This window comes from Luteitalea sp. (assembly GCA_009377605.1).
Classification (GTDB): domain Bacteria; phylum Acidobacteriota; class Vicinamibacteria; order Vicinamibacterales; family Vicinamibacteraceae; genus WHTT01.
Genome location: WHTT01000020.1, coordinates 49,773 through 69,069, shown reverse-complemented (window position 1 = coordinate 69,069; position 19,297 = coordinate 49,773). Strand labels below are relative to the sequence as shown.

The following is a 19,297-nucleotide window of genomic DNA, read 5'->3' as shown; positions in this document are numbered from 1 at the left end:
GTAAGCCTCAGCATGCGGAGGCCTCATGCGAAACGTTGCTCTAGCCGGTGCCTTGCTCACGATGTTCCTCTCAAACCTATCCGCTCAAGAACCGAAGCGCCTTCCCTACCCGGACACGAAGGGGCTGGATGTCACCGACGATTACTTCGGTACGAAGGTTCGCGATCCGTATCGGTGGCTCGAAGATGACAACAGCGCCGAAACCGAGGCGTGGGTCGAAGCACAGAACAAGCTCACGTTCACGTACCTCGAGGGCATTCCCGAGCGCGAGGGCCTTCGTCAGCGCTTGACCGAGCTCTGGAACTACGAGCGCTATGGCGCTCCGGCAAAGCATGGCCCCTGGTACATCTTCTCGCACAATACAGGGCTGCAGAACCAAGCCCTGATCTTCAGGACGAAGAGCCTCTCCGCCGAGCCCGAAGTGCTGATCGACCCGAACGCGCTGTCGCCCGATGGCACGGTGGCGCTCGGCGCTCTTTCGTTCACCGACGACGGGCGGTTCGTGGCGTATGCCCTCCAGTCGAGCGGGTCCGATTGGAGAGAATGGCGCGTACGGGACGTCGCGACGGGACAGGATCTGCCCGACGTCATCAAATGGTCGAAGTTCGTGGGCGCGGCCTGGCTCGAGGACGGCTCCGGGTTCTTCTACGGCGGATATGCCGAGCCGAAGAGCGATGAGGCGCTCACCGGCGTCAACAAGAACCAGAAGCTGTACTTCCACAAGATCGGGACGACGCAGGATCAGGATCAGCTGATCTACGAGCGTCCAGACAAGCCCGATTGGATGTTCTCCGCGGACGTGACGGAGGATGGCCGCTGGCTCGTCGTCTCTCAGACCGAGGGTACGGAGCCTCGGAACCGGGTCTTCATCCGAGACTTGCGCCAGCCAGACTCGAAGATCGAGCCCTTGCTGAATCGGTTCGATGCGTCATACACAGTGGTGGGTAATGACAGCGATCGCTTCTACGTGCTCACTGACAACGGGGCACCACGTCGTCGTCTCGTCGCGATCGAGAAACGTGCTCCGGATCCGTCATCGTGGACGACCCTCATCCCGGAGGCATCCAATCGCGACGTCTTGGACGGCGTGACGATGGTGAGCGACCGGTTCGTCGGCATCTGGATGACCGACGCCCACAACGTGTTGCGGATCTATGGTCTCGACGGTGGAGTGGAGGGCGAGATTCCATTGCCCGCTATCGGGACGATCAACAGGTTCACCGGCAAGCGTAAGCACAGCGACGGCTTCTTCGCGTTCGAGTCGTTCACGCGTCCGACCACGACCTTCCGTTACGACTTCGCCGTGAAGCGAAGCGAGCCGTTCAAGGAGCCAAAGGTCGCCTTCGACCCAGCGGACTACGAGACGACGCAGGTCTTCTACCCATCGAAGGATGGAACGAAGATTCCGATGTTCATCACGTCACGGAAGGGCACGAAGCGCGATGGACAAACGCCAACGCTGCTGTACGGGTACGGCGGCTTCGATATATCGCTGACGCCATCGTTTTCGGTCTCGAGCATGGCTTGGCTGGATCGCGGAGGGATTTACGCGGTTCCCAATCTGCGTGGTGGTGGTGAATACGGTAAGGAATGGCACGACGCCGGACGGCTGGAGCACAAGCAGAATGTGTTCGACGACTTCGTCGCCGCGGCTGAATATCTCATTCGCGAGAGGTACACGTCATCTTCCAAGCTGGCTATCTCCGGCGGCAGCAACGGCGGTCTTCTCGTGGGAGCGTGCATGACGCAGCGACCGGATCTGTTTGCCGCAACCTTGCCCGCGGTTGGTGTGATGGACATGCTGCGCTTCGACAAGTTCACGGTTGGATGGGCGTGGCGGTCTGACTACGGCAGCTCGGCGACAAATGAGGGCTTCGATACGTTGATCAAGTACTCGCCGCTCCACAACATCGAGCCGGGTACCGCGTACCCCGCCACGCTCATCACGACGGCTGATCACGATGACCGCGTCGTGCCGGCGCACAGCTTCAAGTTCGCAGCAACACTGCAGGCGGCACAGGCCGGAAAGGCGCCCGTCCTGATCCGGATTGAAACGAAAGCTGGGCACGGCGCCGGCAAGCCAACCAGCAAGCTCATCGACGAAGCTACTGACCGCCTCGCGTTTCTCGTACAAGCGCTGGAAAACGGAGGACAGAGCAGCTCTCCATGAACGCGCAGCGGAGCGCCTCCGGATCGACGGATGCGGTCCTCAGCTCGTCGACGTTATCGAGGCTCGCGACCCAGCTCGATAATCTTGCGCTCATCCTCGGTGACGCCACCCCGGAAGCGCTCGGACGCCGGCCCTCATCGGGCAAATGGTCTGCGCACGAGCACTTGGCACACTTGGGTCGTCACCAGCAAGTGTTCCTCGAACGCATGGCCAGGATCGTGCGCGAGGACGAGCCGCCGCTCGGTTCATATCGCGCCGAGCAGGACCCCGAGTGGCCAGCTTGGCAAGCGCTTCCCCTCGATGAGGTGGTCGCCCGTCTGCGGCACGGTCGGCGTGAGCTCCTGTCATTCCTCGCCAGCCTGCAGCCGGAGCACTCCGCCCGGGTGGGCACTCATCCAGTGTTCGGGCGGATGTCCATCCCGGTGTGGATCGAGTTCTTCCTCGTCCATGCGGCACACCACCTCTATGCCGTCATGAAGCTCGCCCGCGGCGGCGCGTGAAAACGGGGACAGCCCCCGTTTTCCACTCCTCGGAAAACGGGGGCTGTCCCCGTTTCACCCCTTCAGTGCTTGGCGGGCGAGGGCTTGGACGGCGAGCACCATCGAGCGCAGGCCGAGCCCTTTGCCCATCGAGATGTTCTCGCGAAAGATCGCCTCGACAATCTCCGCGTCGACCCGCGCCACGTCTTCCGGCGGGAGACCAGAGAGCGCCTGATCGAGGATGGTCGCGAGGGCTTTGGCGGAGACGCCGCTGGGGCTCTCTACGGCAAAGTAGAACTTCAACGTGCCCTCTGGCTGGAGGTGGGCCCAGACATACGCTTCTGACTCGCATTGCGGAACCTGATTGGCCTGGGCGAACGGTCTGGTGGCGACCTCCGGCGGAACTTCGGTGAACTTGTCGGCGAAGCTGAGAAGGATCTGGGCGCGCTCGGTTGCATCCGGAAACATGGCGAGCGTCTCGAGCATATCGCCCAGCTTGCCAGGCTGCGTTGTCATCGTTTCACGATCCTCCACGCTCTTATGACGCGCAATCCCTCAGCACCGTCACAAGGCGGCACCGCCGTCTAGCCCGGGGGCGCTCCGGGCCACTAAGTGGACCACTAAGGCTTCTGGATGGGCACACCCACCAAGTTGCCCCACTCGGTCCAGCTGCCATCGTAGTTGCGAATATTCTGGAAGCCCAACAGGAACTTCAACGCGAACCAAGTGTGGCTGCTGCGCTCGCCAATGCGGCAGTACGCGATCGTGTCCACCTTGGGATCGAGCCCTTGGTCCTCCAAGTAGATCTGCCGGAGCTCCTCGGCCGTCTTGAACGTGCCGTCCTCGGGATTGATCGCACGCGCCCAGGGGACGCTCTTCGCGCCTGGAATGTGACCACCCCGCAGCGCGCCCTCGTTTGGGTACTCGGGCATGTGAAGCCGCTCGCCCCGGTACTCCTCCGGGCTCCGCACGTCTACCAGCTGACCACGGCTTCCTTCGACGAACTTCCGCACATCATCACGAAACACGCGATGCGGTCTGTCGTCTCGCGCAGTGACCTTGTAGGTGGCGGGCGGATGGCTTGCCACGTCACGCGTGAGTGGGCGACCTTCCTTCTCCCATTTGAGTCGTCCTCCATCCATCACGCGTGCGTTCGTGTAACCAAACAGCTGGAATACCCAGAATGCATAACAGGCCCACCAGTTGTTCCGGTCGCCGTAGAAGACGACGGCGGTGGCCGGCGTGACGCCGATACGTGACATCAACTGCTCGAAATCTTCGGCCGTGATGTAGTCGCGCCGGATCTGGTCGTTGAGATCCTTGGTCCAATCGACATGCACTGCCCCAGGGATGTGCCCGGAGGCATAGAGGAGCGTGTCCTCGTTCGATTCAACCAGTCGCAGCTTTGGATCGTTCAGGTGCTCGGCAACCCAGTCGGTCGACACGAGGACATCCGGCTGTTTGTATCCCCGATCTTCAATCTTCATGGAATGTCACTCCGAAAGAACCGTTGCGAACCCGAGACTTGTCTCGGGGCTCGCAATAGAGCGTCGTGGGGCGTGGCCGAAGGCCGCGGCCCGCAAGAACGTACACCACCGGCAAACAAAGGGACTACGTCCCTGTCGCGACTCAGGGGAGGGCCAACCGGCATCTTATCAGGGAGCCATGGAAGCCGTGAAACATCTATGTCAAACTTCCGTGCGATGGTCCTCATCTTGATGGGCGTCACCGCGTCTGGCAAGACCACGGTGGGTCAGCAACTGGCCGACGCGCTCGGCTGGCCATTCTACGATGGAGATGACTTCCATCCGGACGAAAACGTCGAGAAGATGCGCCACGGCCTGCCGTTGACGGACGCGGATCGGAAGCCGTGGCTCGATCGCCTTCACGCCCTGATTCGTGACACGCTGGCCCGGGGCGGGCATGCGGTCATCGCTTGCTCCTCTCTCCGCACGTCGTACCGCGCGACCCTCCGCGGAGGACTCACCGACATGAGGTTCGTCTACCTGAAGGTCAGCCGTCAGGTGCTGAAGCAACGCATCGAAGCACGGCAAGACCATTTCATGCCACCGTCGCTGCTCGACAGCCAACTGCAAACGCTCGAGGAGCCGGCCGAATCACTTCGGATCGACGGCGCTCAGCCGCCGGACGCCATTGTCCAGGAAATACGCCGCCGGCTGCGGCTCGATGAACCCCGTCCGTCTCACTCGGCCTAGCGTGACATAGCGAAAAGGGGACGGGCTCCTTCTCCTCTGCACAGGAAACGGGGACAGCCCCCGTTTTTCGCATGATGGAAAACGGGGGCTGTCCAGTGGGCTGTCCCCGTTTTCACAGCTGCGCGTGTCGCAGGCGCAGGGCGTTGACAATCACCGAGAGCGAGCTCAGCGTCATGGCAGCGCCTGCCCAGATGGGTCCAATGAGCGTACCGGTGAGCGGATAGAGCACACCGGCAGCAACCGGCACGCCAACGGCGTTGTAGACAAACGCGAGGAAGAGGTTCTGTTTGATGGTACGGAGCGTCGCGTGACTGAGCAGCCGTGCCCGTGCAATGCCGCGGAGATCTCCCTTGACGAGCGTGACGCCCGCGCTCTCAATGGCGACATCCGTGCCCGCGCCCATGGCCACGCCGACGTTCGCGGCCGCGAGGGCCGGCGCATCATTGATGCCGTCGCCCGCCATCGCTACGCGACGCCCCTTCGCCTGGAGCGCGCGCACCACATCCTGTTTCTCCGCTGGAAGCACCTCCGCGTGCACGCTCGTGATCTGCAACGCCCGAGCGACACCTTCTGCGGTTGTGCGGTTGTCGCCGGTCACCAGCACAATATCGATGCCCTCCTGACGCAGCGCCTCCAGCGCCTCTGGTGTGGTCTCCTTGACGGGATCCGTCACGCCGAGCAAGCCGGCCAGTTGGCCATCCACCGCGACGAACACGACCGTCTGACCGTGTGACCGCATTGCCTCGGCGTTAGCCGTCTCAGCCGATGTGCTCACGCCTTGGTGCTCGAGAAATCCCTGGTTGCCCACCGACACATCGCGTCCCTCCGCCGTGGCCCGCACACCGCCGCCCGTCGTCGACACAAACGTGCTAGTGTCAGCCAGCGCCAAATCGCGCTGTCGCGCGGCAGCAACGATCGCGTGGCCTATCGGATGCTCGCTGCCTTGCTCGACCTCCGCCGCGAGCCGTAACAGCTCCGTATCCTCGAATGGTGGGCGCGCGCGCAGCTCGACCAACGCCGGCTTCCCCTCGGTGAGCGTGCCGGTCTTGTCGACGACCAGCGTGTCCACACGGGCGAGCGTCTCCAGCGCTTCCGCGTCGCGGATCAGCACGCCGGCAGTTGCTCCGCGCCCAGTGCCAACCATCACGGCCATGGGTGTCGCCAGCCCGAGCGCGCAGGGGCACGCAATGATGAGCACCGCGACGGCGCTCGTCAGCGCGTACAACAGCCTTGGATCCGGTCCCCACAGAGCCCACGCTGCGAAGCTCAACCCGGCGACGACCACGACCGAGGGGACGAAGACCGCCGCCACGCGATCGACGAGGCGCTGGATCGGTGCGCGGCTGCGTTGCGCCTCGCTCACGAGGCGCACGATCTGCGCCAACAGCGTCGCCTGCCCGACGCGCTCGGCCCTCATCAGAAAGCTGCCCGTGCCGTTGATCGTGCCGCCGATCACGCGCGCGCCACGCTCCTTCTCCACCGGCATCGGCTCGCCGGTGACCATCGCTTCGTCGATGTAGCTGTGGCCGTCGATGAGCTCGCCGTCCACCGGCACCTTCTCGCCCGGCCGAACACGCAGCACGTCGCCGACGCGCACATCCGCCAGTGACACGTCCTCGTCTCCGCCGTCTCGGACTCTCCGAGCTGTCTTCGGAGCGAGGCCGAGCAGCGCGCGGAGCGCCGCACCCGTGCGTCCGCGTGCCTGAAGCTCCAGCACTTGTCCCAGAATGACCAACACGATGATCACGGCAGCGGTGTCGAAGTACGGCTCAACGACGCCATCATGCGAGAAGCCGCTCGGGAACCAATCGGACACGAGGGTTGCCGCCACGCTATAGACATACGCCGCGCCCGTGCCGAGCGCGATCAACGTGAACATGTTGGGACTACGCGTCACGATCGAGCGCCAGCCGCGCTCGAAGAACGGCTTACCGGCCCAGAGCACGATAGGGGTTGCCAGCACGAGCTGAATCCAGTTCGCCAGGTGGCCACCGATGGCGCGCGTGACTACGCCGCCAGCGATCATGTCGCCCATCCCAATGACAATGATGGGCAGGGCCAGAAGCGCCCCGATGACCAGGCGCCGCTTCATGTCCACGAGCTCAGGATTCGGCGCCTCCTCGAGCTCGACAACCCGCGGCTCGAGCGCCATACCGCACTTGGGACACGCACCAGGTTCATCGCTCTGCACTTCCGGGTGCATCGGGCAGGTGTAGACAGTCCGCACGCCGGGTGCAGCCAGCTGCTCCGCTTCCAGCGCCATGCCGCAACTTGGACATGGCCCGGGCTGTGCCTCACGCACACCGGGGCACATGGGGCAGACCCAAGCGGCCGCGCCCTCCGTATGCTCCGGTGTCTGCGCTGGTGAAGGAGCCGTCTCGCGCTCCGATTCGAGGAAGCGTTCTGGATCGGTGACAAATCGCGCTTGGCATCCGGCGCCGCAAAAGTAATACGTCGTGCCACGATGCTCGGCATGGAGCTTGGTACGTGTGGGGTCCACCTGCATGCCGCAGACCGGATCGAGAGCGATACCCGCTGACGCGGGCGCGTGGTGAGTCTTGTGAGCCATTGGGGCAACTCCGGACGACGGCGTCAACGGGAATGCTTGTAAATGAGCTCGAGCAGCTCGTCGTACGTCGCTTCGACGCGTGCGTCGGACCCTTCTCTCAGTGCCTCGGTCACGCAATGACGGAGATGGTTGGCCATCAGCCCTCGCCCGGCATGACGAAGGGCCTCCTGGGCGGCCGAGAGCTGCACGAGGATGTCAGGACAGTAGCGATCTTCCTCGACCATCCGGTGCAAGCCACGCACCTGGCCTTCGATACGCCGCAGCCGTCTGAGGTTTGCTGTCTTTGTGTCCGGATCAACGCCGGTCGCGTGGCGTTGGTCGTCACGACTGACGTCACCCGACCTGCGGGCTGTTGCTCGAGTCGCTGTGCGCATCGGTTGTGTCCCTACCCTGCCAAGGTCCAGCGGCACGCCGAACCGCCGCCGGATACCCATAGGGGTATAGTCTCATATACCCCTATGGGTATGTCAAGAAGACGGAAGAGGAACCGGGTACCTTTTCGAGCCCGAAAAGGTACCCGGTTCCTTTTTCGCCGAGGATAATGGAGTAATGTTCGAGCCAACCGTGATCGACGCCACCGACAAAGCCACACTCTACGGAGATCTCGAGCGTCAGCTCTCCGCGCTCCTGACCGGCGAGCCAGACCTCGCTGCCAACGCGGCCAACATGTCGTCGTTGCTCTTCCATGCCCTGCCAGACGTCAACTGGGTGGGCTTTTACTTCCTGAAGGATCAGGAGCTCGTTCTCGGGCCATTCCAGGGCAAGCCTGCGTGCACCCGCATCGCGCTCGGGAAGGGTGTTTGCGGCACCGCCGCCAGCCGCCGCCGGTCTGTCATCGTCGAGGACGTGGAGCGTTTTCCAGGACATATCGCCTGTGACAGCGCGTCGCGCGCTGAGCTCGTCGTGCCACTCATCGAGAACGACCGGCTTGTCGGTGTCCTCGATCTCGACAGTCCACGCCTCGCTCGCTTCGACGAGCAGGATCGCCTGGGCTGTGAGCAGCTGGCGGCGGCGCTCCTCCGTGCGAGCTCCTTTGTGCTATAAGTGCTGACGATGCTCCGGGCGATTGCACTCGCCTTGTTGGTTACGACGCTCACGCAGACGGCAATCCTGCCACTGTTCGCCCGGGAGGTGTGCACGGACGTCGCCCCTAGCGCAGACGATTGCGCGCCGGACTGCGCGGCTTGTCTCTGCTGCGCAGTGACGCGGGACATCGCGTCTGAGCTCACGCCCGTGATCGCTGACGGCGCGGTCAGCCGCGTCGCTCTGTGTCCATTCGGTCGGGGCGTGCCGCTCGTCGATCCTCGGGAAATCCCGCATATCCCCAAAGCCTAGACCTCACCACAAAGCTCTGGCCGCGAGAACGGCCCCTTCTTGCGTTTCTTCATTCGTGCACCCGACACCTGCGGGTCGGGGTCCACACATTTCGATTCGTCCGTGGGAGTGCCCATGCAACCAGGATTCATTACGTGTGCGCTGGTGGTGCTGGTGGCGTTGCCGGTGATGGCGACCGACGCGAGCGCGCAGCAGCCAGAAACATCAGTGCGGGGCGAGAGCCGCCGCCTCACTTCGGCCGAGAAGCCTCCGGCGCAGTGGAGCTTGTCGTTCCAGGAGGTGCTCGAGCGCGCACGGCAGCAGGCGCCCACCGCACGTGTCGCGCGCGCACGCATTGCCGAGGCGGAGGCCCGGCTGGTCGGGGCGCGCGCCAGACTGCGAAGCAACCCGGAGGTCTCGGCCACATTGGGTCCACGAACCAGCGAAGGGGACCACTCGAGCGACGTCGAGATCGGCGTGTCTCAGGTCTTTGAGCTCGGCGGCCGGCGTGCGGCGCGAGTGGCCGGCGCACAAGCGGGCATCGACGAAGGCACAGCCGTCGCGGAGGAAGCAATCCGCTTCGCCTTACGGGATGCGGCACTGGCCTTCTACGATGCCCTCCGCGCTCGAGAACGCGTTCGTCTGCTCGGCGAGGCCAAGCACGTTGCCGATGAGGTCCTGCGGAGCGCGGAACGGCGGTACCAGGCGGGAGACATCGCGGTGCTGGATGTAAACGTCGCCCGCGCCCAATTGGCCAGAGCCTTGACCGCGGAGGCTGCCGCCCGAGCCGACTTGACACGTCCGTTGGCTGACTTGCGGGTCCTGCTCGGACTGTCCCGCGGCGACGGTCTGCACTTGAGGGGCTCACTGACTGACGCCCAACCCGAGGGTCAGGCCTACGAGCTGACTCGGCGCATCGCGGACCCCTCCTCACCCGTCGCGCAACGACGGACGAGCGAGCTAATGGACAGAGTGGATGATCTTCCGGCATTTCGAGCCCTCGACGCCCAGATCCGTGAAGCGAGAGCCGACCAAGCACTCGCACGCGCCCAAGCCAAGCCAGATGTCGGCCTCTCCGCGAGCTACGCCAACGAGGAGGCGAGTCACATTCTCCTGGGCGGTCTCACCATCACGCTTCCGACGTTTCAGAAGGGCCAGGAGCTGAGCGCCGCGGCAGCCGCACGGCTCACGCGGCTTTCCCTCGAACGGGACGCGTTGCGCCGCGAGGCCGAGGTCCGATTGCAGGCGGCACTCGAACGCTACCGCGAGGAGCGTCGCGGCCTGGAGAGCCTGGAGCGTGATGCGTTGCCAGGCCTCGAGGAAAACGAGACGCTCGCGCAGCGCAGCTACGAAGCTGGAGAACTGAGCCTACCCGAGTGGTTGGTGCTCCGCCGCGAGCTCCTGGAGACTCGCCTCGAGCACGTCGACCGCCTCTTCGGCGTCGCTCGGTCCGCGCTGGACGTGGACTTCGCGTCAGGAGTGTTGCGATGAGTCGCTTTGCCAGACTCTCGACGATCCTCGTTGCCCTGGTGATCGCCTCGGCGTGTGGTAGCCCCTCGAGGATGAACGAGCAAGGAACAGAGTCCGAGCGATCAGCGCCAGAAGACGAGAGGGCGCACACAGAAGACGTGGGCGAGGAGCCTGTCCTGCGATTGAGAGCCGATGCGCTGCGCGACTTACGTCTGACTACGACGGCAGTCGAATCGCGGTCGGGGCGGCAACAGGTGGATGCGCTCGGCGAGCTGCAGGCGAATCAGGAGGCGTATGCGGAGTTGCACGCCCCCTTGTCGGGCCGGGTGGTCAAGCTGCTCGCGACACCGGGCGACCGTGTGCGCACCGGGGCGGGCCTCGCGGTCATCCAAAGCTCGGAGCTCGGCCGAGCGCGGGCGGCATACCTGTCGGCGATGGCGCGGCTCACCCTGGCGCGGCAGAATCGAGAGCGCAAGCGCGGCCTTGCGGCTCAGCGCATCGTGCCGGCCCGTGACGTTCAACAAGCCGACGCGGAAGCTGCCGCAGCAGACGCCGAGGTACGCGCCTCTCGCGCGACGCTGAGCGCACTCGGCGTGCCAACTAACGAGGAACGTCACGATACCTCGCATTTCACGCTGCGATCGCCAGTCAGCGGCGTCGTGCTCTCGCGCAGCGTGCTGCTCGGCCAGATCGCGGATGTGACATCGCCTGCCTTCACAATCGCCGACCTCGCCACGCTGTGGTTGACGGTTCACGTGTTCGAGCGCGATGCCCTCCGCGTCGATGTTCGTGCGCCCGCACGTGTTCGGTTCCCCGCGCTGCCCGGCCGCGGCTTCGAAGGCCGCGTGACGTTCATCGGTCGCGAGGTCGACGCGAGCTCTGGGACGATTCCAATCCGCGTCGTCCTCGAGAATGCAGGCGAGTCTCTGCGGCCAGGCATGTCCGGATCGGCGGAGCTGCAGCTCGATGCTGGCACGCTGACGATCTCGAGCGTCCCCACTGCCGCCGTACAACGACTCGGTGACGCATGGGTGTGCTTCGTGCCGCGTGACGATGGCGCGTTCGAGATACGCAAGGTTGGACGGGGACGAGATCTCTCCGGCGAGGTCGAGATCCTCAGTGGCTTACGTCCGGATGAGCGCGTGGTGGTGCAGGGCGCGTTCGTCCTCAAGGCTGAGGCAGAGAAGATGAGCGGCACCGCTGATCCGCACAACCACTGAAGAGACCAACATGATTGCTGCCATCGTTCGCTGGTCTTACGCGCGGCCCGCGCTGGTGCTCCTCTTGGCGTCAGCCGGCACGCTCGTCGGCGCGCTGTCGTTCCAAGGGCTCCGCCGCGACGTGTTCCCCGACCTTGCGACCCCCGTCTTCAACGTCATCGTCCAGAATCCAGCCATGGGGGCGGAGGAGTTGGAGACGGGCGTCTCCATTCCGATAGAAGTTGCGCTCGCCGGGCTGCCCAACGTCCGACGTGTTCGATCGGTCTCGCAGCTCGGTGTCGCACGAGTCACCATCGAGTTTCAGCCCGAGGCCGACTACTACCTCTCTCGTCAGTTCGTCGCGGAGCGGCTCTCACAGCTCAGTGGGGAGCTCCCACCAGGCACCGATGCGCCGCTGCTCTCGAGCCTGACGGGACGTTTGAACGAGATCTTCGAGTTCACACTCGAAGCAGAGGAGGGCGCCGCGGATCTGATGACGCTGCGTGACCTGGCAGAGTTCGAGGTGAGGAACCGCCTGCTCGCCGTGCCTGGTGTCTCGACCGTGGAGCGGCTTGGTGGGTATCTTCGGCAGTTTCAGGTCCAGATCGATCCCGAGCGGATGGTCGCGCGCGGGGTGACGCTCGAGGAGCTGCTCCACGCGGTCGACGAGAGCAACCTGAACGCCTCCGGCGGATTCGTGACCCAGGGAGATCTGGAATGGACGATCCGTGCGGTCGGACGCGCCGAAGGAGCTGTCGATCTCCAGAGCACGGTCGTGGCTGTACGTGGCGGCGTACCGGTCCTGCTGTCGGACGTCGCGGATGTGCGCGAAGCGCCGGCAACGCGGCGCGGTTTGGCGCACCGGCTCCGTGGCGAGGTCGTGAGCTGCCGCGTGGCCAAGCAGTTCGGCGCAGACACGGTGGAGGTTGCGACGGGCATCCGTCGCGCCATCACTGAGATCAGCGCCAGCCTGCCGGAAGGCGTCCACCTTCGTGTCGTGTACGACCAGTCACAACTGGTCGACTCGGCGCTCGGAGGTGTGAGTCGCGCGGTGCTCCTCGGCGCCATCTTCGTCGTTCTGGTGCTGCTGGCCTTTCTTGGCAACGTGCGCGCGGCGCTCATCGTGACGCTCACGATTCCGTGCTCGATCGCCCTTGCTGGCCTGCTGCTCGACCGCTTCGACATCGGCCTGAACACGATGACCCTTGGCGGGTTGGCCATTGCCGTCGGCTTGCTCGTCGACGCGTCGATCATCGTGGTCGAGAACGTGCTGCACAGGCTGGGCGAGCCAAGCGAAGCGTCGTCGTGGGAGCGTGCGCGCGGCGCGGCTATCGAAGTTGGCCGGCCGATTGCGTTTGCGACGATGACGGTCGTGGCGGTGTTCGTGCCGCTGTTCGGGATGACGGGGATCGAGGGCCGAATGTATCGCCCGCTGGCAGCGGCGGTGATCGCCACGCTGGTGGCCTCTCTCGGTCTGGCACTGACGGTCACGCCCGTGGCGGCTGGTTGGCTGCTGCGCCGCTCGCCCCAAGCGGGGTCGAGCGCTGGCGAGGAGACATGGATCATTCGGCGGATCAAACGGGCCTACCGACCGCTGCTCGACCTCTGCCTGCGCCGGTCCGGCGCCGTTGCCATCGTATCGACAGTCGTCGCGTTACCGCTCGTCGTGTTGAGCGGGCGCATTGGCACCGATTTCATGCCCGCGCTCGACGAAGGCGCCTTCCTCCTCCAAACCGTCCTTCCACCGGAGGCGTCACTCGAGCAAGTCGACCGACTCAATCATCGCGTCGAGGATGCGCTCCGCGCGTTTCCCGAGGTAGAGGATGTCGTTCGGCGGACGGGACGGGCGGAGCGCACCGAGGACCCGATGCCGCACACGCTGTCGGATGTCCTGGTCGCGCTCGCGCCGGATCGCTCGCGCACGCTGGACGAGCTCGAGACGGCCATGCGCGAGGCGGTCTCGGCATTTCCTGGTGTCTCCGTCCTGTTCACGACGCCGCTCGGTATGCGCATCGATGAGGGGCTCGGCGGGACGCCCGCGGATCTGTCGGTCCGGATCTTTGGCCCGGATCTCGCCAGGCTGCGCAGCCTTGCTGCAGACGCGCATCGCGCGATCGAGGGGGTGCGTGGGATCGCGGATCTCCGCGTGGAGTCCCTGACCGAGCTGCCGCAACTTCGCATCCGCGTCGACCGGCAGGCGGCGGCGCGGGTGGGACTGGCGCCTGGAGATATCGTTCGCGCCGTGCGGGTCGGGCTCGTCGGAGAAGAAGCGTCCGAAGTCTGGGTAGGACAACGTCGCTTCGACCTGTTGGTTCGGCTGCAGGACGTCTGGCGAAACGACGCAAACAGGATCGGTCGGCTGCTCCTGAACACCCACGCGGGTGTGCCGATTCCTCTCAACACGGTCGCGAAGATTGAAGAGGTCTTCGGGCCTGGGGCGATTCGACGAGAAGCAGGGGCGCGACGTATCGCCATTGATGCGAGCGTGACCGGGCGCGATCTCGGAACGACCGCGGCTGAGATCGGAGACCTCCTCGCCGAAAGGCTCGAGCTCCCGGCAGGCTACTTCATCGATGTTGGAGGACGGGTCGAGAGCCAGCAACGGGCGGCGCGCTCGCTGGCGGTGGCAACCGCCGTCGGCATCCTGGCGGTTGTCGTGTTGCTCTACCTGGCGTTGGGCTCGTTTCGCGAGACGTTGCTGATTCTCGCAACGCTGCCCAACGCGTTCGTTGGCGCCATTGTGGCGCTCTATCTGAGCGGAGGCACGTGGAACGTTTCCTCCCTCGTTGGCCTCATCGGCCTCTTTGGTATCGCGGTTCAGAACGGCCTCGTGCTGGCGACGCAGACGCACGGCCTCATGGCGGACGGCGTCCCCTTTGTGGACGCCGTCCGCGAAGCCAGTCTCGGCCGCGTGCGCCCAAAGCTGATGACCGCGGGCACCGCCATCCTTGGCCTGCTACCGATTCTCGTGCTGCGCTTCGAGGGAACGGAGATCGAGCGACCCCTCGCGGTCGTGATGGTCGGCGGGCTCGTCACGTCGACGCTCTTCACCTTGCTCGTTCTGCCTGCGTTCTATACGCTGCTGGGCCGACGGGTGACCTCCTCACCGTAGGTTCGTGCACGACAGCGGGGCCACGACTACTATCAGTATTCACTTATATAAGACTATCCTGTAACATCTGCGTCGAGACCCCCTACCCGGTACCCGCCCTTACCCCGGTTCAGATGTCGTTTACCGGGCTATGGCCACCAGCCACCGAAACGGGGAACCGCGGAACCGTTGACAGCGTAACCTCTCTCTGAACATCGGCGAGAGCCGCTCGCGATTCATGAGGGCGGATGTCATCACCGCGTCGATCTCGCGCCTTCTCATTCGACGTATAGGTAGGGCGCGTTCGCCGCACGCGCCGTGATCATGAGCGGCCGCCTCGGCGGGGCGTTCCTACCCGAGGTGGCGAGTGAATTGAGGTAATCTGGAACTCTTGGGGCACCAAGTGAGCGTCGGGGAGCGCGGCCAGAGGCCGCGGTCCGCTAGAACAGCCCGCGATTATCCATCCCCATGACGGACCTGAAAACAGATCTCGCATCGCTGCGCCTGGACCGGAGCTCCAAGCGTGGTGGCTCGACATGGCGCGCCTGGGGGACGGCTCTCGTGCTGGTGCTCGTCCTTGCGGGTGGTGGTTGGTGGTGGGTGACGCGCACGCAGGCTGCCACCGTACGCACTGCAAACGCTGTCGCGCAGAGCAGCGGCGGCGCCGGCGGCGGCCAAACCGTCCTGAATGCCTCCGGCTATGTGACGGCGCGGCGCCGCGCCACGGTCTCGGCCAAGATCACCGGTAGGCTGGTGGACGTGCTGGTCGACGAGGGGATGCGAGTGCGCGCCGGCCAAGTGCTGGCGCGCCTCGATGACTCCATGTTTCGCGCCGCGCTGGCGCTCGCCGAGGCGCAGCTCACCTCTGCAGAGAAGCTGCTCGCCGAGAACGAAGTGCGTCTTCGAGAGGCGGAGCGTCAACTCGGCCGGCAAGATCGGCTCACGAACGAGGGCATCGTGCCGCAGGCGGATCTCGACACAGCGCAAGCGGAAGTGGACGCGCTTGGCGCCCGCATCGCGGCGGGCCAGCAAGAGGTGGCCGTCGCTCAGCGGCAGGTGATCGTGCGCCGCACGGAGCTCGCCGACACTGTGATCACGGCACCCTACAGCGGAGTCGCGATCACGAAGGATGCACAACCGGGCGAGATGATCTCGCCGGGGGCGCAGGGCGGCAGTTTCACGCGGACGGGTATCTGCACCATCGTGGACATGTCGTCGCTCGAGATCGAGGTGGATGTCAACGAGGCGTACATCCAGCGCGTGTCGCCCAATCAACGCGTGTCGGCTGTGCTCGATGCGTACCCTGATTGGGAGATCCCGGGACGCGTGATCACGACCGTTCCGGCCGCCGACCGCCAGAAGGCCACGGTGCTGGTACGGATTCGGTTCGAGCAGCTCGATCCGAGGATTCTGCCCGACATGGGCGTGAAGGTGGCCTTCCTGCAGGATGCCCCCCAAGATGGCACTGGGTCGCAGACGACCGAGGCCCAGCCACGCGTCCTCGTGCCGAAGGGGGCCGTCCGGTCCGTCGACGGCAGCAACATCGTGTTCGTCGTGCGTGATGGCCGTGCCGAGCGTCGCGCCGTGCGTGTCGGTGCCGCGGACGGTGATCAGCTCGAAGTGCTGTCAGGTCTGACTGGCGGCGAGCGAGTCGTGGTTGAAGGGCCGGCCGATCTCGCGGACGGTACCACGGTTGAGGAGGTTTCTCGGTCATGAGTACGGACAGCGTTCTCGTCAAGGTTCAGGACGTACACAAGGTCTACCACCGTGGGAGCGAGCGGATCGACGTCTTGCAGGGGGTCAACCTCGACGTCGAGAGCGGAGACTTCCTTGCGCTCATGGGGCCGTCCGGCTCTGGCAAGACCACGTTGCTCAACCTCTTGGGCGGGCTCGATCGGCCGAGCGAGGGCAGCATCGACGTGGCTGGTGAGCGGATCGATCAGATGTCTGGTGGACGGCTGTCGCGCTGGCGGTCGGAGAACGTCGGCTTCGTCTTTCAGCTCTACAATCTCCTGCCGGTGCTCACGGCTGAACGGAACGTCGAGCTGCCATTGCTGCTCACCAGCCTCTCGCGCGCGGAGCGGAGGCGGCGCGCCCAGGTGGCCTTGTCGGTCGTCGGTCTCGGGGAGCGCGCGAAGCATTACCCGCGGCAGCTTTCCGGCGGCCAGGAACAGCGGGTCGGCATCGCGCGAGCCATCGTCCATGATCCGACGCTGCTGCTGTGCGACGAGCCGACCGGTGATCTCGATCGCAAGTCTGGGGATGAGATTCTGGAGCTCTTGCGCGTGCTCAACCAGGAGCATGGCAAGACGATTTTGATGGTGACGCACGACCCGCACGCAGCCGCCTGCGCGCGCCGCGTCGTGCATCTCGAAAAGGGCCGGCTGAACGCGGAGGTGGCCGCATGAAGTTCCTGCCGCTCGTCTGGCGCAATCTCATGCGCCGTAAGGTCCGCACAATCTTCACGGCGCTCTCCATTCTGGTCGCGTTCGTGCTCTTCGGAGCGTTGATGGCCATTCGAGGCGGATTTTCGCTCGGCATCGAGCTGGCCGGCGCAGATCGCCTGGTCATGATCCACAAGGTCTCGTTCATCCAGCCGCTGCCAATCGCGTACGGGGCGCGCATCGCCGCGACGTCAGGCGTGACCGCCGTGACACACGCCTCCTGGTTTGGCGGCATCTATCAGGATGAACGGAACTTCTTCGCGAACATGGCGGTCGAGCCCGAGTCGTTTCTCGAGATGTACCCGGAGTACGTGCTTCCAGAGGATCAGAAGAAGACGTGGCTCGCGGATCGCACCGGTGCGATCGTTGGCCGGGCCCTGGTCGAGCGCTTCGGCTGGAAGATCGGGGATCGTATTCCCTTGCAGGCGCCGATTTGGCGAAAACCGGATGGCTCGGCCTGGGAGTTCACGATCGACGGCATCTACGACTCAGGGAAACAGGGCACCGACATCACACAGATGTTCTTTCACTATGACTACCTGAACGAGACACGTGATGAAGAGGCTCGTGACATCGTCGGCTGGTACACCATTCGCGTGGCCGATCCAAGCGGTGCCGCGAATCTGGCCGATCGGATCGACGCGCAGTTCGCCAACTCCGCTGCGGAAACGAAGACGTCAACCGAGAAGGCGTTCGTACAGGCGTTCGCAAACCAGATCGGCGACATCGGCGCCATCATGATTGCCATCCTCGTGACAGTGCTCTTCACGATCCTGCTGGTCTCCGGGAACACCATGGCGCAATCGATCCGGGAGCGCACCAATGAGCTCGCGGTGCTGAAGACGCTCGGCTTCACTGACAGACATGTGCTGGGGCTCGTGCTGCTGGAGTCTTTGCTGCTGGCGGTGGTCGCTGGCCTGCTCGGTCTCGGTGTTGCCTGGCTGATCATTCTCCAGGGTGATCCGACCGGCGGTCTTTTGCCTGCGTTCTACCTGCCGACGCGAGACATCGTCATCGGCATCATCCTCATCGTCGCGCTGGGTCTCGTGGCTGGCGCGCTGCCAGCCTGGCGTGCCGGACAGCTCAAGATCGTCGACGCGTTGAGACAGCAAGGGTGACATTATGCTGAACTGGCTATCGCAGCTCGCGGCCGTGACCGCTGTCAACGTGCGCAGCATTCCCCAGCGCCTTGGCTCCTCCGCGGTGGCGGTCGTTGGCATTGCCGGTGTGGTCATCGTCTTCGTTGCAGTCCTCTCGATCGGCCGGGGCTTTCAGGCCGCAATGACGACGGCGGGGGATCCGCAGACGGCCATCGTGATGCGCGCGGGGAGCGACTCGGAGATGTCGAGCATCATCGAGCGCGACAGCGTGCAGATCATCAAGGATGCGACCGGCGTGCTGCGCGGCCCGAACGGCGCCACCGCATCCGCCGAGCTTTTCGTAATCGTGAACCACCCCAAGGCTTCCACCGGCACGGATGCGAACGTACCGTTGCGCGGCGTGGAGCCGGCAGCGTTCGCCGTTCGTGATGAAGTGCAAATGGTGGAAGGACGACGGTTCGAGACGGGCCGCAACGAGATCATTGTCGGAAGGGCTGCGGCGCGACAGTTCGGCGGGCTCGAAGTGGGCCGGACCGTCCGCTGGGGGCAGAATACCTGGACGGTGACCGGTATCTTCGAGGCGGCTGGTGGGATCTCGGAGTCGGAGATCTGGTGCGACGCGGGTGTGCTGCAACCGGCGTATCGACGGGGCAACACCTTCCAAACGGTGTTTGCCAGGCTGGAGTCTCCCGAAGCGTTCCAGACGTTCAAGGACGCCCTCACGACGGACCCACGGCTCGATGTGGATGTGGAACGTGAGACCGACTACTACGCCGAGCAGTCGACCGTCCTCACGCAGCTCATTACGACCCTCGGCTTTGCCATTGCTGGTCTGATGGGCGTCGGTGCCATTTTCGGCGCGGTGAACACGATGTACACCGCCGTGGCGACGCGCACGCGCGAGATCGCGACGCTCCGCGCGCTTGGCTTCGGGGGCAGTCCGGTCGTCTTCTCGGTCCTCGCGGAGTCTGCAGTGCTGGCGCTCATTGGAGGCGTGCTGGGCGGCCTTGCTGCGTGGGCCATCTTCGATGGCGTGCAGACCTCGACAATCAACTTTCAGTCGTTCAGCCAGGTCGCATTTGCCTTTCGGGTGACGCCGGAGCTGCTCTTTCAGGGGCTCTTCTATGCCCTGGTCATGGGCCTACTGGGTGGGCTTCTTCCCGCGATTCGCGCCGCGCGCCTGCCGGTAGTCGTGGCACTCAGGGAGCTGTAGAAACGGGGACAGCCCCGGACAGCCCCCGTTTT

General features: G+C 64.6%; 16 protein-coding genes. 12 read left to right on the top strand and 4 right to left on the bottom strand.

Translation table 11 applies throughout. From position 1 onward, the window contains the following. Positions 1 to 25 precede the first annotated feature (25 nt). A complete protein-coding gene (locus tag GEV06_08975; protein ID MPZ18031.1) occupies positions 26 to 2,170 on the top strand; it encodes a prolyl oligopeptidase family serine peptidase in 2,145 nt (714 codons plus the stop codon). Next, positions 2,167 to 2,670: a DUF1569 domain-containing protein gene (locus tag GEV06_08970; GenBank protein ID MPZ18030.1), complete on the top strand. Its 504-nt coding sequence runs from the start codon at positions 2,167 to 2,169 to the stop codon at positions 2,668 to 2,670. Before GEV06_08975 ends, GEV06_08970 begins: the two co-directional genes overlap by 4 nt. Before the next feature lie 54 nt (positions 2,671 to 2,724). Here GEV06_08970 and GEV06_08965 read toward each other — a convergent pair whose 3' ends face one another. Together GEV06_08965 and GEV06_08960 are read right to left on the bottom strand one after the other, a co-directional pair. Beyond that, on the bottom strand, positions 2,725 to 3,165 hold the full coding sequence (locus GEV06_08965; protein MPZ18029.1) for a hypothetical protein: 441 nt from the start codon (positions 3,163 to 3,165) through the stop codon (positions 2,725 to 2,727). Between the two features lie 104 nt (positions 3,166 to 3,269). Beyond that, a complete protein-coding gene (locus GEV06_08960) occupies positions 3,270 to 4,136 on the bottom strand; it encodes a sulfurtransferase (protein MPZ18028.1) in 867 nt (288 codons plus the stop codon). A gap of 216 nt (positions 4,137 to 4,352) precedes the next feature. Here GEV06_08960 and GEV06_08955 point away from each other — a divergent pair, with 216 nt between their 5' ends. Further along, positions 4,353 to 4,865, top strand: coding sequence for an AAA family ATPase (locus tag GEV06_08955; GenBank protein ID MPZ18027.1), 513 nt, complete (start codon positions 4,353 to 4,355; stop codon positions 4,863 to 4,865). Between the two features lie 112 nt (positions 4,866 to 4,977). Here the strand turns inward: GEV06_08955 and GEV06_08950 are convergent, their stop codons facing one another. Both GEV06_08950 and GEV06_08945 read right to left on the bottom strand, forming a co-directional pair. After that, positions 4,978 to 7,371, bottom strand: a complete 2,394-nt coding sequence (locus tag GEV06_08950) for a heavy metal translocating P-type ATPase (protein ID MPZ18026.1) — start codon at positions 7,369 to 7,371, stop codon at positions 4,978 to 4,980. 86 nt (positions 7,372 to 7,457) lie between these two features. Next, complete coding sequence (locus GEV06_08945) at positions 7,458 to 7,808, bottom strand: metal-sensing transcriptional repressor (protein ID MPZ18025.1); 351 nt, start codon at positions 7,806 to 7,808, stop codon at positions 7,458 to 7,460. 175 nt (positions 7,809 to 7,983) lie between these two features. Here GEV06_08945 and GEV06_08940 point away from each other — a divergent pair, with 175 nt between their 5' ends. The 9 genes from GEV06_08940 to GEV06_08900 all read left to right on the top strand — a co-directional run bounded on the left by GEV06_08940 (position 7,984) and on the right by GEV06_08900 (position 19,265). Then, positions 7,984 to 8,478 carry a GAF domain-containing protein gene (locus tag GEV06_08940; protein ID MPZ18024.1) on the top strand — a complete coding sequence of 165 codons (495 nt, stop codon included), beginning with the start codon at positions 7,984 to 7,986 and terminating at the stop codon, positions 8,476 to 8,478. Between the two features lie 9 nt (positions 8,479 to 8,487). Then, the gene (locus GEV06_08935; GenBank protein ID MPZ18023.1) at positions 8,488 to 8,769 is read left to right on the top strand and encodes a hypothetical protein; all 282 of its coding nucleotides are present in this window, start codon (positions 8,488 to 8,490) and stop codon (positions 8,767 to 8,769) included. A 114-nt stretch (positions 8,770 to 8,883) separates the two neighbouring features. After that, entirely contained in the window at positions 8,884 to 10,239 is a 1,356-nt protein-coding gene (locus GEV06_08930) for a hypothetical protein (protein ID MPZ18022.1), read from the top strand. After that, the gene (locus GEV06_08925; protein MPZ18021.1) at positions 10,236 to 11,438 is read left to right on the top strand and encodes an efflux RND transporter periplasmic adaptor subunit; all 1,203 of its coding nucleotides are present in this window, start codon (positions 10,236 to 10,238) and stop codon (positions 11,436 to 11,438) included. Before GEV06_08930 ends, GEV06_08925 begins: the two co-directional genes overlap by 4 nt. 10 nt (positions 11,439 to 11,448) lie before the next feature. Further along, a complete protein-coding gene (locus GEV06_08920) occupies positions 11,449 to 14,529 on the top strand; it encodes a CusA/CzcA family heavy metal efflux RND transporter (protein MPZ18020.1) in 3,081 nt (1,026 codons plus the stop codon). Positions 14,530 to 14,976: 447 nt separating this feature from the next. Further along, complete coding sequence (locus GEV06_08915; GenBank protein MPZ18019.1) at positions 14,977 to 16,224, top strand: efflux RND transporter periplasmic adaptor subunit; 1,248 nt, start codon at positions 14,977 to 14,979, stop codon at positions 16,222 to 16,224. Then, positions 16,221 to 16,916 carry an ATP-binding cassette domain-containing protein gene (locus GEV06_08910; GenBank protein MPZ18018.1) on the top strand — a complete coding sequence of 232 codons (696 nt, stop codon included), beginning with the start codon at positions 16,221 to 16,223 and terminating at the stop codon, positions 16,914 to 16,916. Before GEV06_08915 ends, GEV06_08910 begins: the two co-directional genes overlap by 4 nt. Further along, complete coding sequence (locus tag GEV06_08905; protein ID MPZ18017.1) at positions 16,913 to 18,070, top strand: FtsX-like permease family protein; 1,158 nt, start codon at positions 16,913 to 16,915, stop codon at positions 18,068 to 18,070. The genes GEV06_08910 and GEV06_08905 overlap by 4 nt, the downstream gene beginning before the upstream one ends. 4 nt (positions 18,071 to 18,074) lie before the next feature. Next, positions 18,075 to 19,265 (top strand): FtsX-like permease family protein, encoded by a 1,191-nt coding sequence (locus tag GEV06_08900; GenBank protein ID MPZ18016.1) that lies wholly within the window; start codon positions 18,075 to 18,077, stop codon positions 19,263 to 19,265. Positions 19,266 to 19,297: the final 32 nt, after the last annotated feature.

Bases quoted from the DNA above. Each gene is read 5' to 3' on its own strand.
- GEV06_08975 (MPZ18031.1), top strand. From the start codon at position 26: ATGCGAAACGTTGCTCTAGCCGGTGCCTTGCTCACGATGTTCCTCTCA.
- GEV06_08970 (MPZ18030.1), top strand. From the start codon at position 2,167: ATGAACGCGCAGCGGAGCGCCTCCGGATCGACGGATGCGGTCCTCAGC.
- GEV06_08965 (MPZ18029.1), bottom strand. From the start codon at position 3,165: ATGACAACGCAGCCTGGCAAGCTGGGCGATATGCTCGAGACGCTCGCC.
- GEV06_08960 (MPZ18028.1), bottom strand. From the start codon at position 4,136: ATGAAGATTGAAGATCGGGGATACAAACAGCCGGATGTCCTCGTGTCG.
- GEV06_08955 (MPZ18027.1), top strand. From the start codon at position 4,353: ATGGTCCTCATCTTGATGGGCGTCACCGCGTCTGGCAAGACCACGGTG.
- GEV06_08950 (MPZ18026.1), bottom strand. From the start codon at position 7,371: ATGCAGGTGGACCCCACACGTACCAAGCTCCATGCCGAGCATCGTGGC.
- GEV06_08945 (MPZ18025.1), bottom strand. From the start codon at position 7,808: ATGCGCACAGCGACTCGAGCAACAGCCCGCAGGTCGGGTGACGTCAGT.
- GEV06_08940 (MPZ18024.1), top strand. From the start codon at position 7,984: ATGTTCGAGCCAACCGTGATCGACGCCACCGACAAAGCCACACTCTAC.
- GEV06_08935 (MPZ18023.1), top strand. From the start codon at position 8,488: ATGCTCCGGGCGATTGCACTCGCCTTGTTGGTTACGACGCTCACGCAG.
- GEV06_08930 (MPZ18022.1), top strand. From the start codon at position 8,884: ATGCAACCAGGATTCATTACGTGTGCGCTGGTGGTGCTGGTGGCGTTG.
- GEV06_08925 (MPZ18021.1), top strand. From the start codon at position 10,236: ATGAGTCGCTTTGCCAGACTCTCGACGATCCTCGTTGCCCTGGTGATC.
- GEV06_08920 (MPZ18020.1), top strand. From the start codon at position 11,449: ATGATTGCTGCCATCGTTCGCTGGTCTTACGCGCGGCCCGCGCTGGTG.
- GEV06_08915 (MPZ18019.1), top strand. From the start codon at position 14,977: ATGACGGACCTGAAAACAGATCTCGCATCGCTGCGCCTGGACCGGAGC.
- GEV06_08910 (MPZ18018.1), top strand. From the start codon at position 16,221: ATGAGTACGGACAGCGTTCTCGTCAAGGTTCAGGACGTACACAAGGTC.
- GEV06_08905 (MPZ18017.1), top strand. From the start codon at position 16,913: ATGAAGTTCCTGCCGCTCGTCTGGCGCAATCTCATGCGCCGTAAGGTC.
- GEV06_08900 (MPZ18016.1), top strand. From the start codon at position 18,075: ATGCTGAACTGGCTATCGCAGCTCGCGGCCGTGACCGCTGTCAACGTG.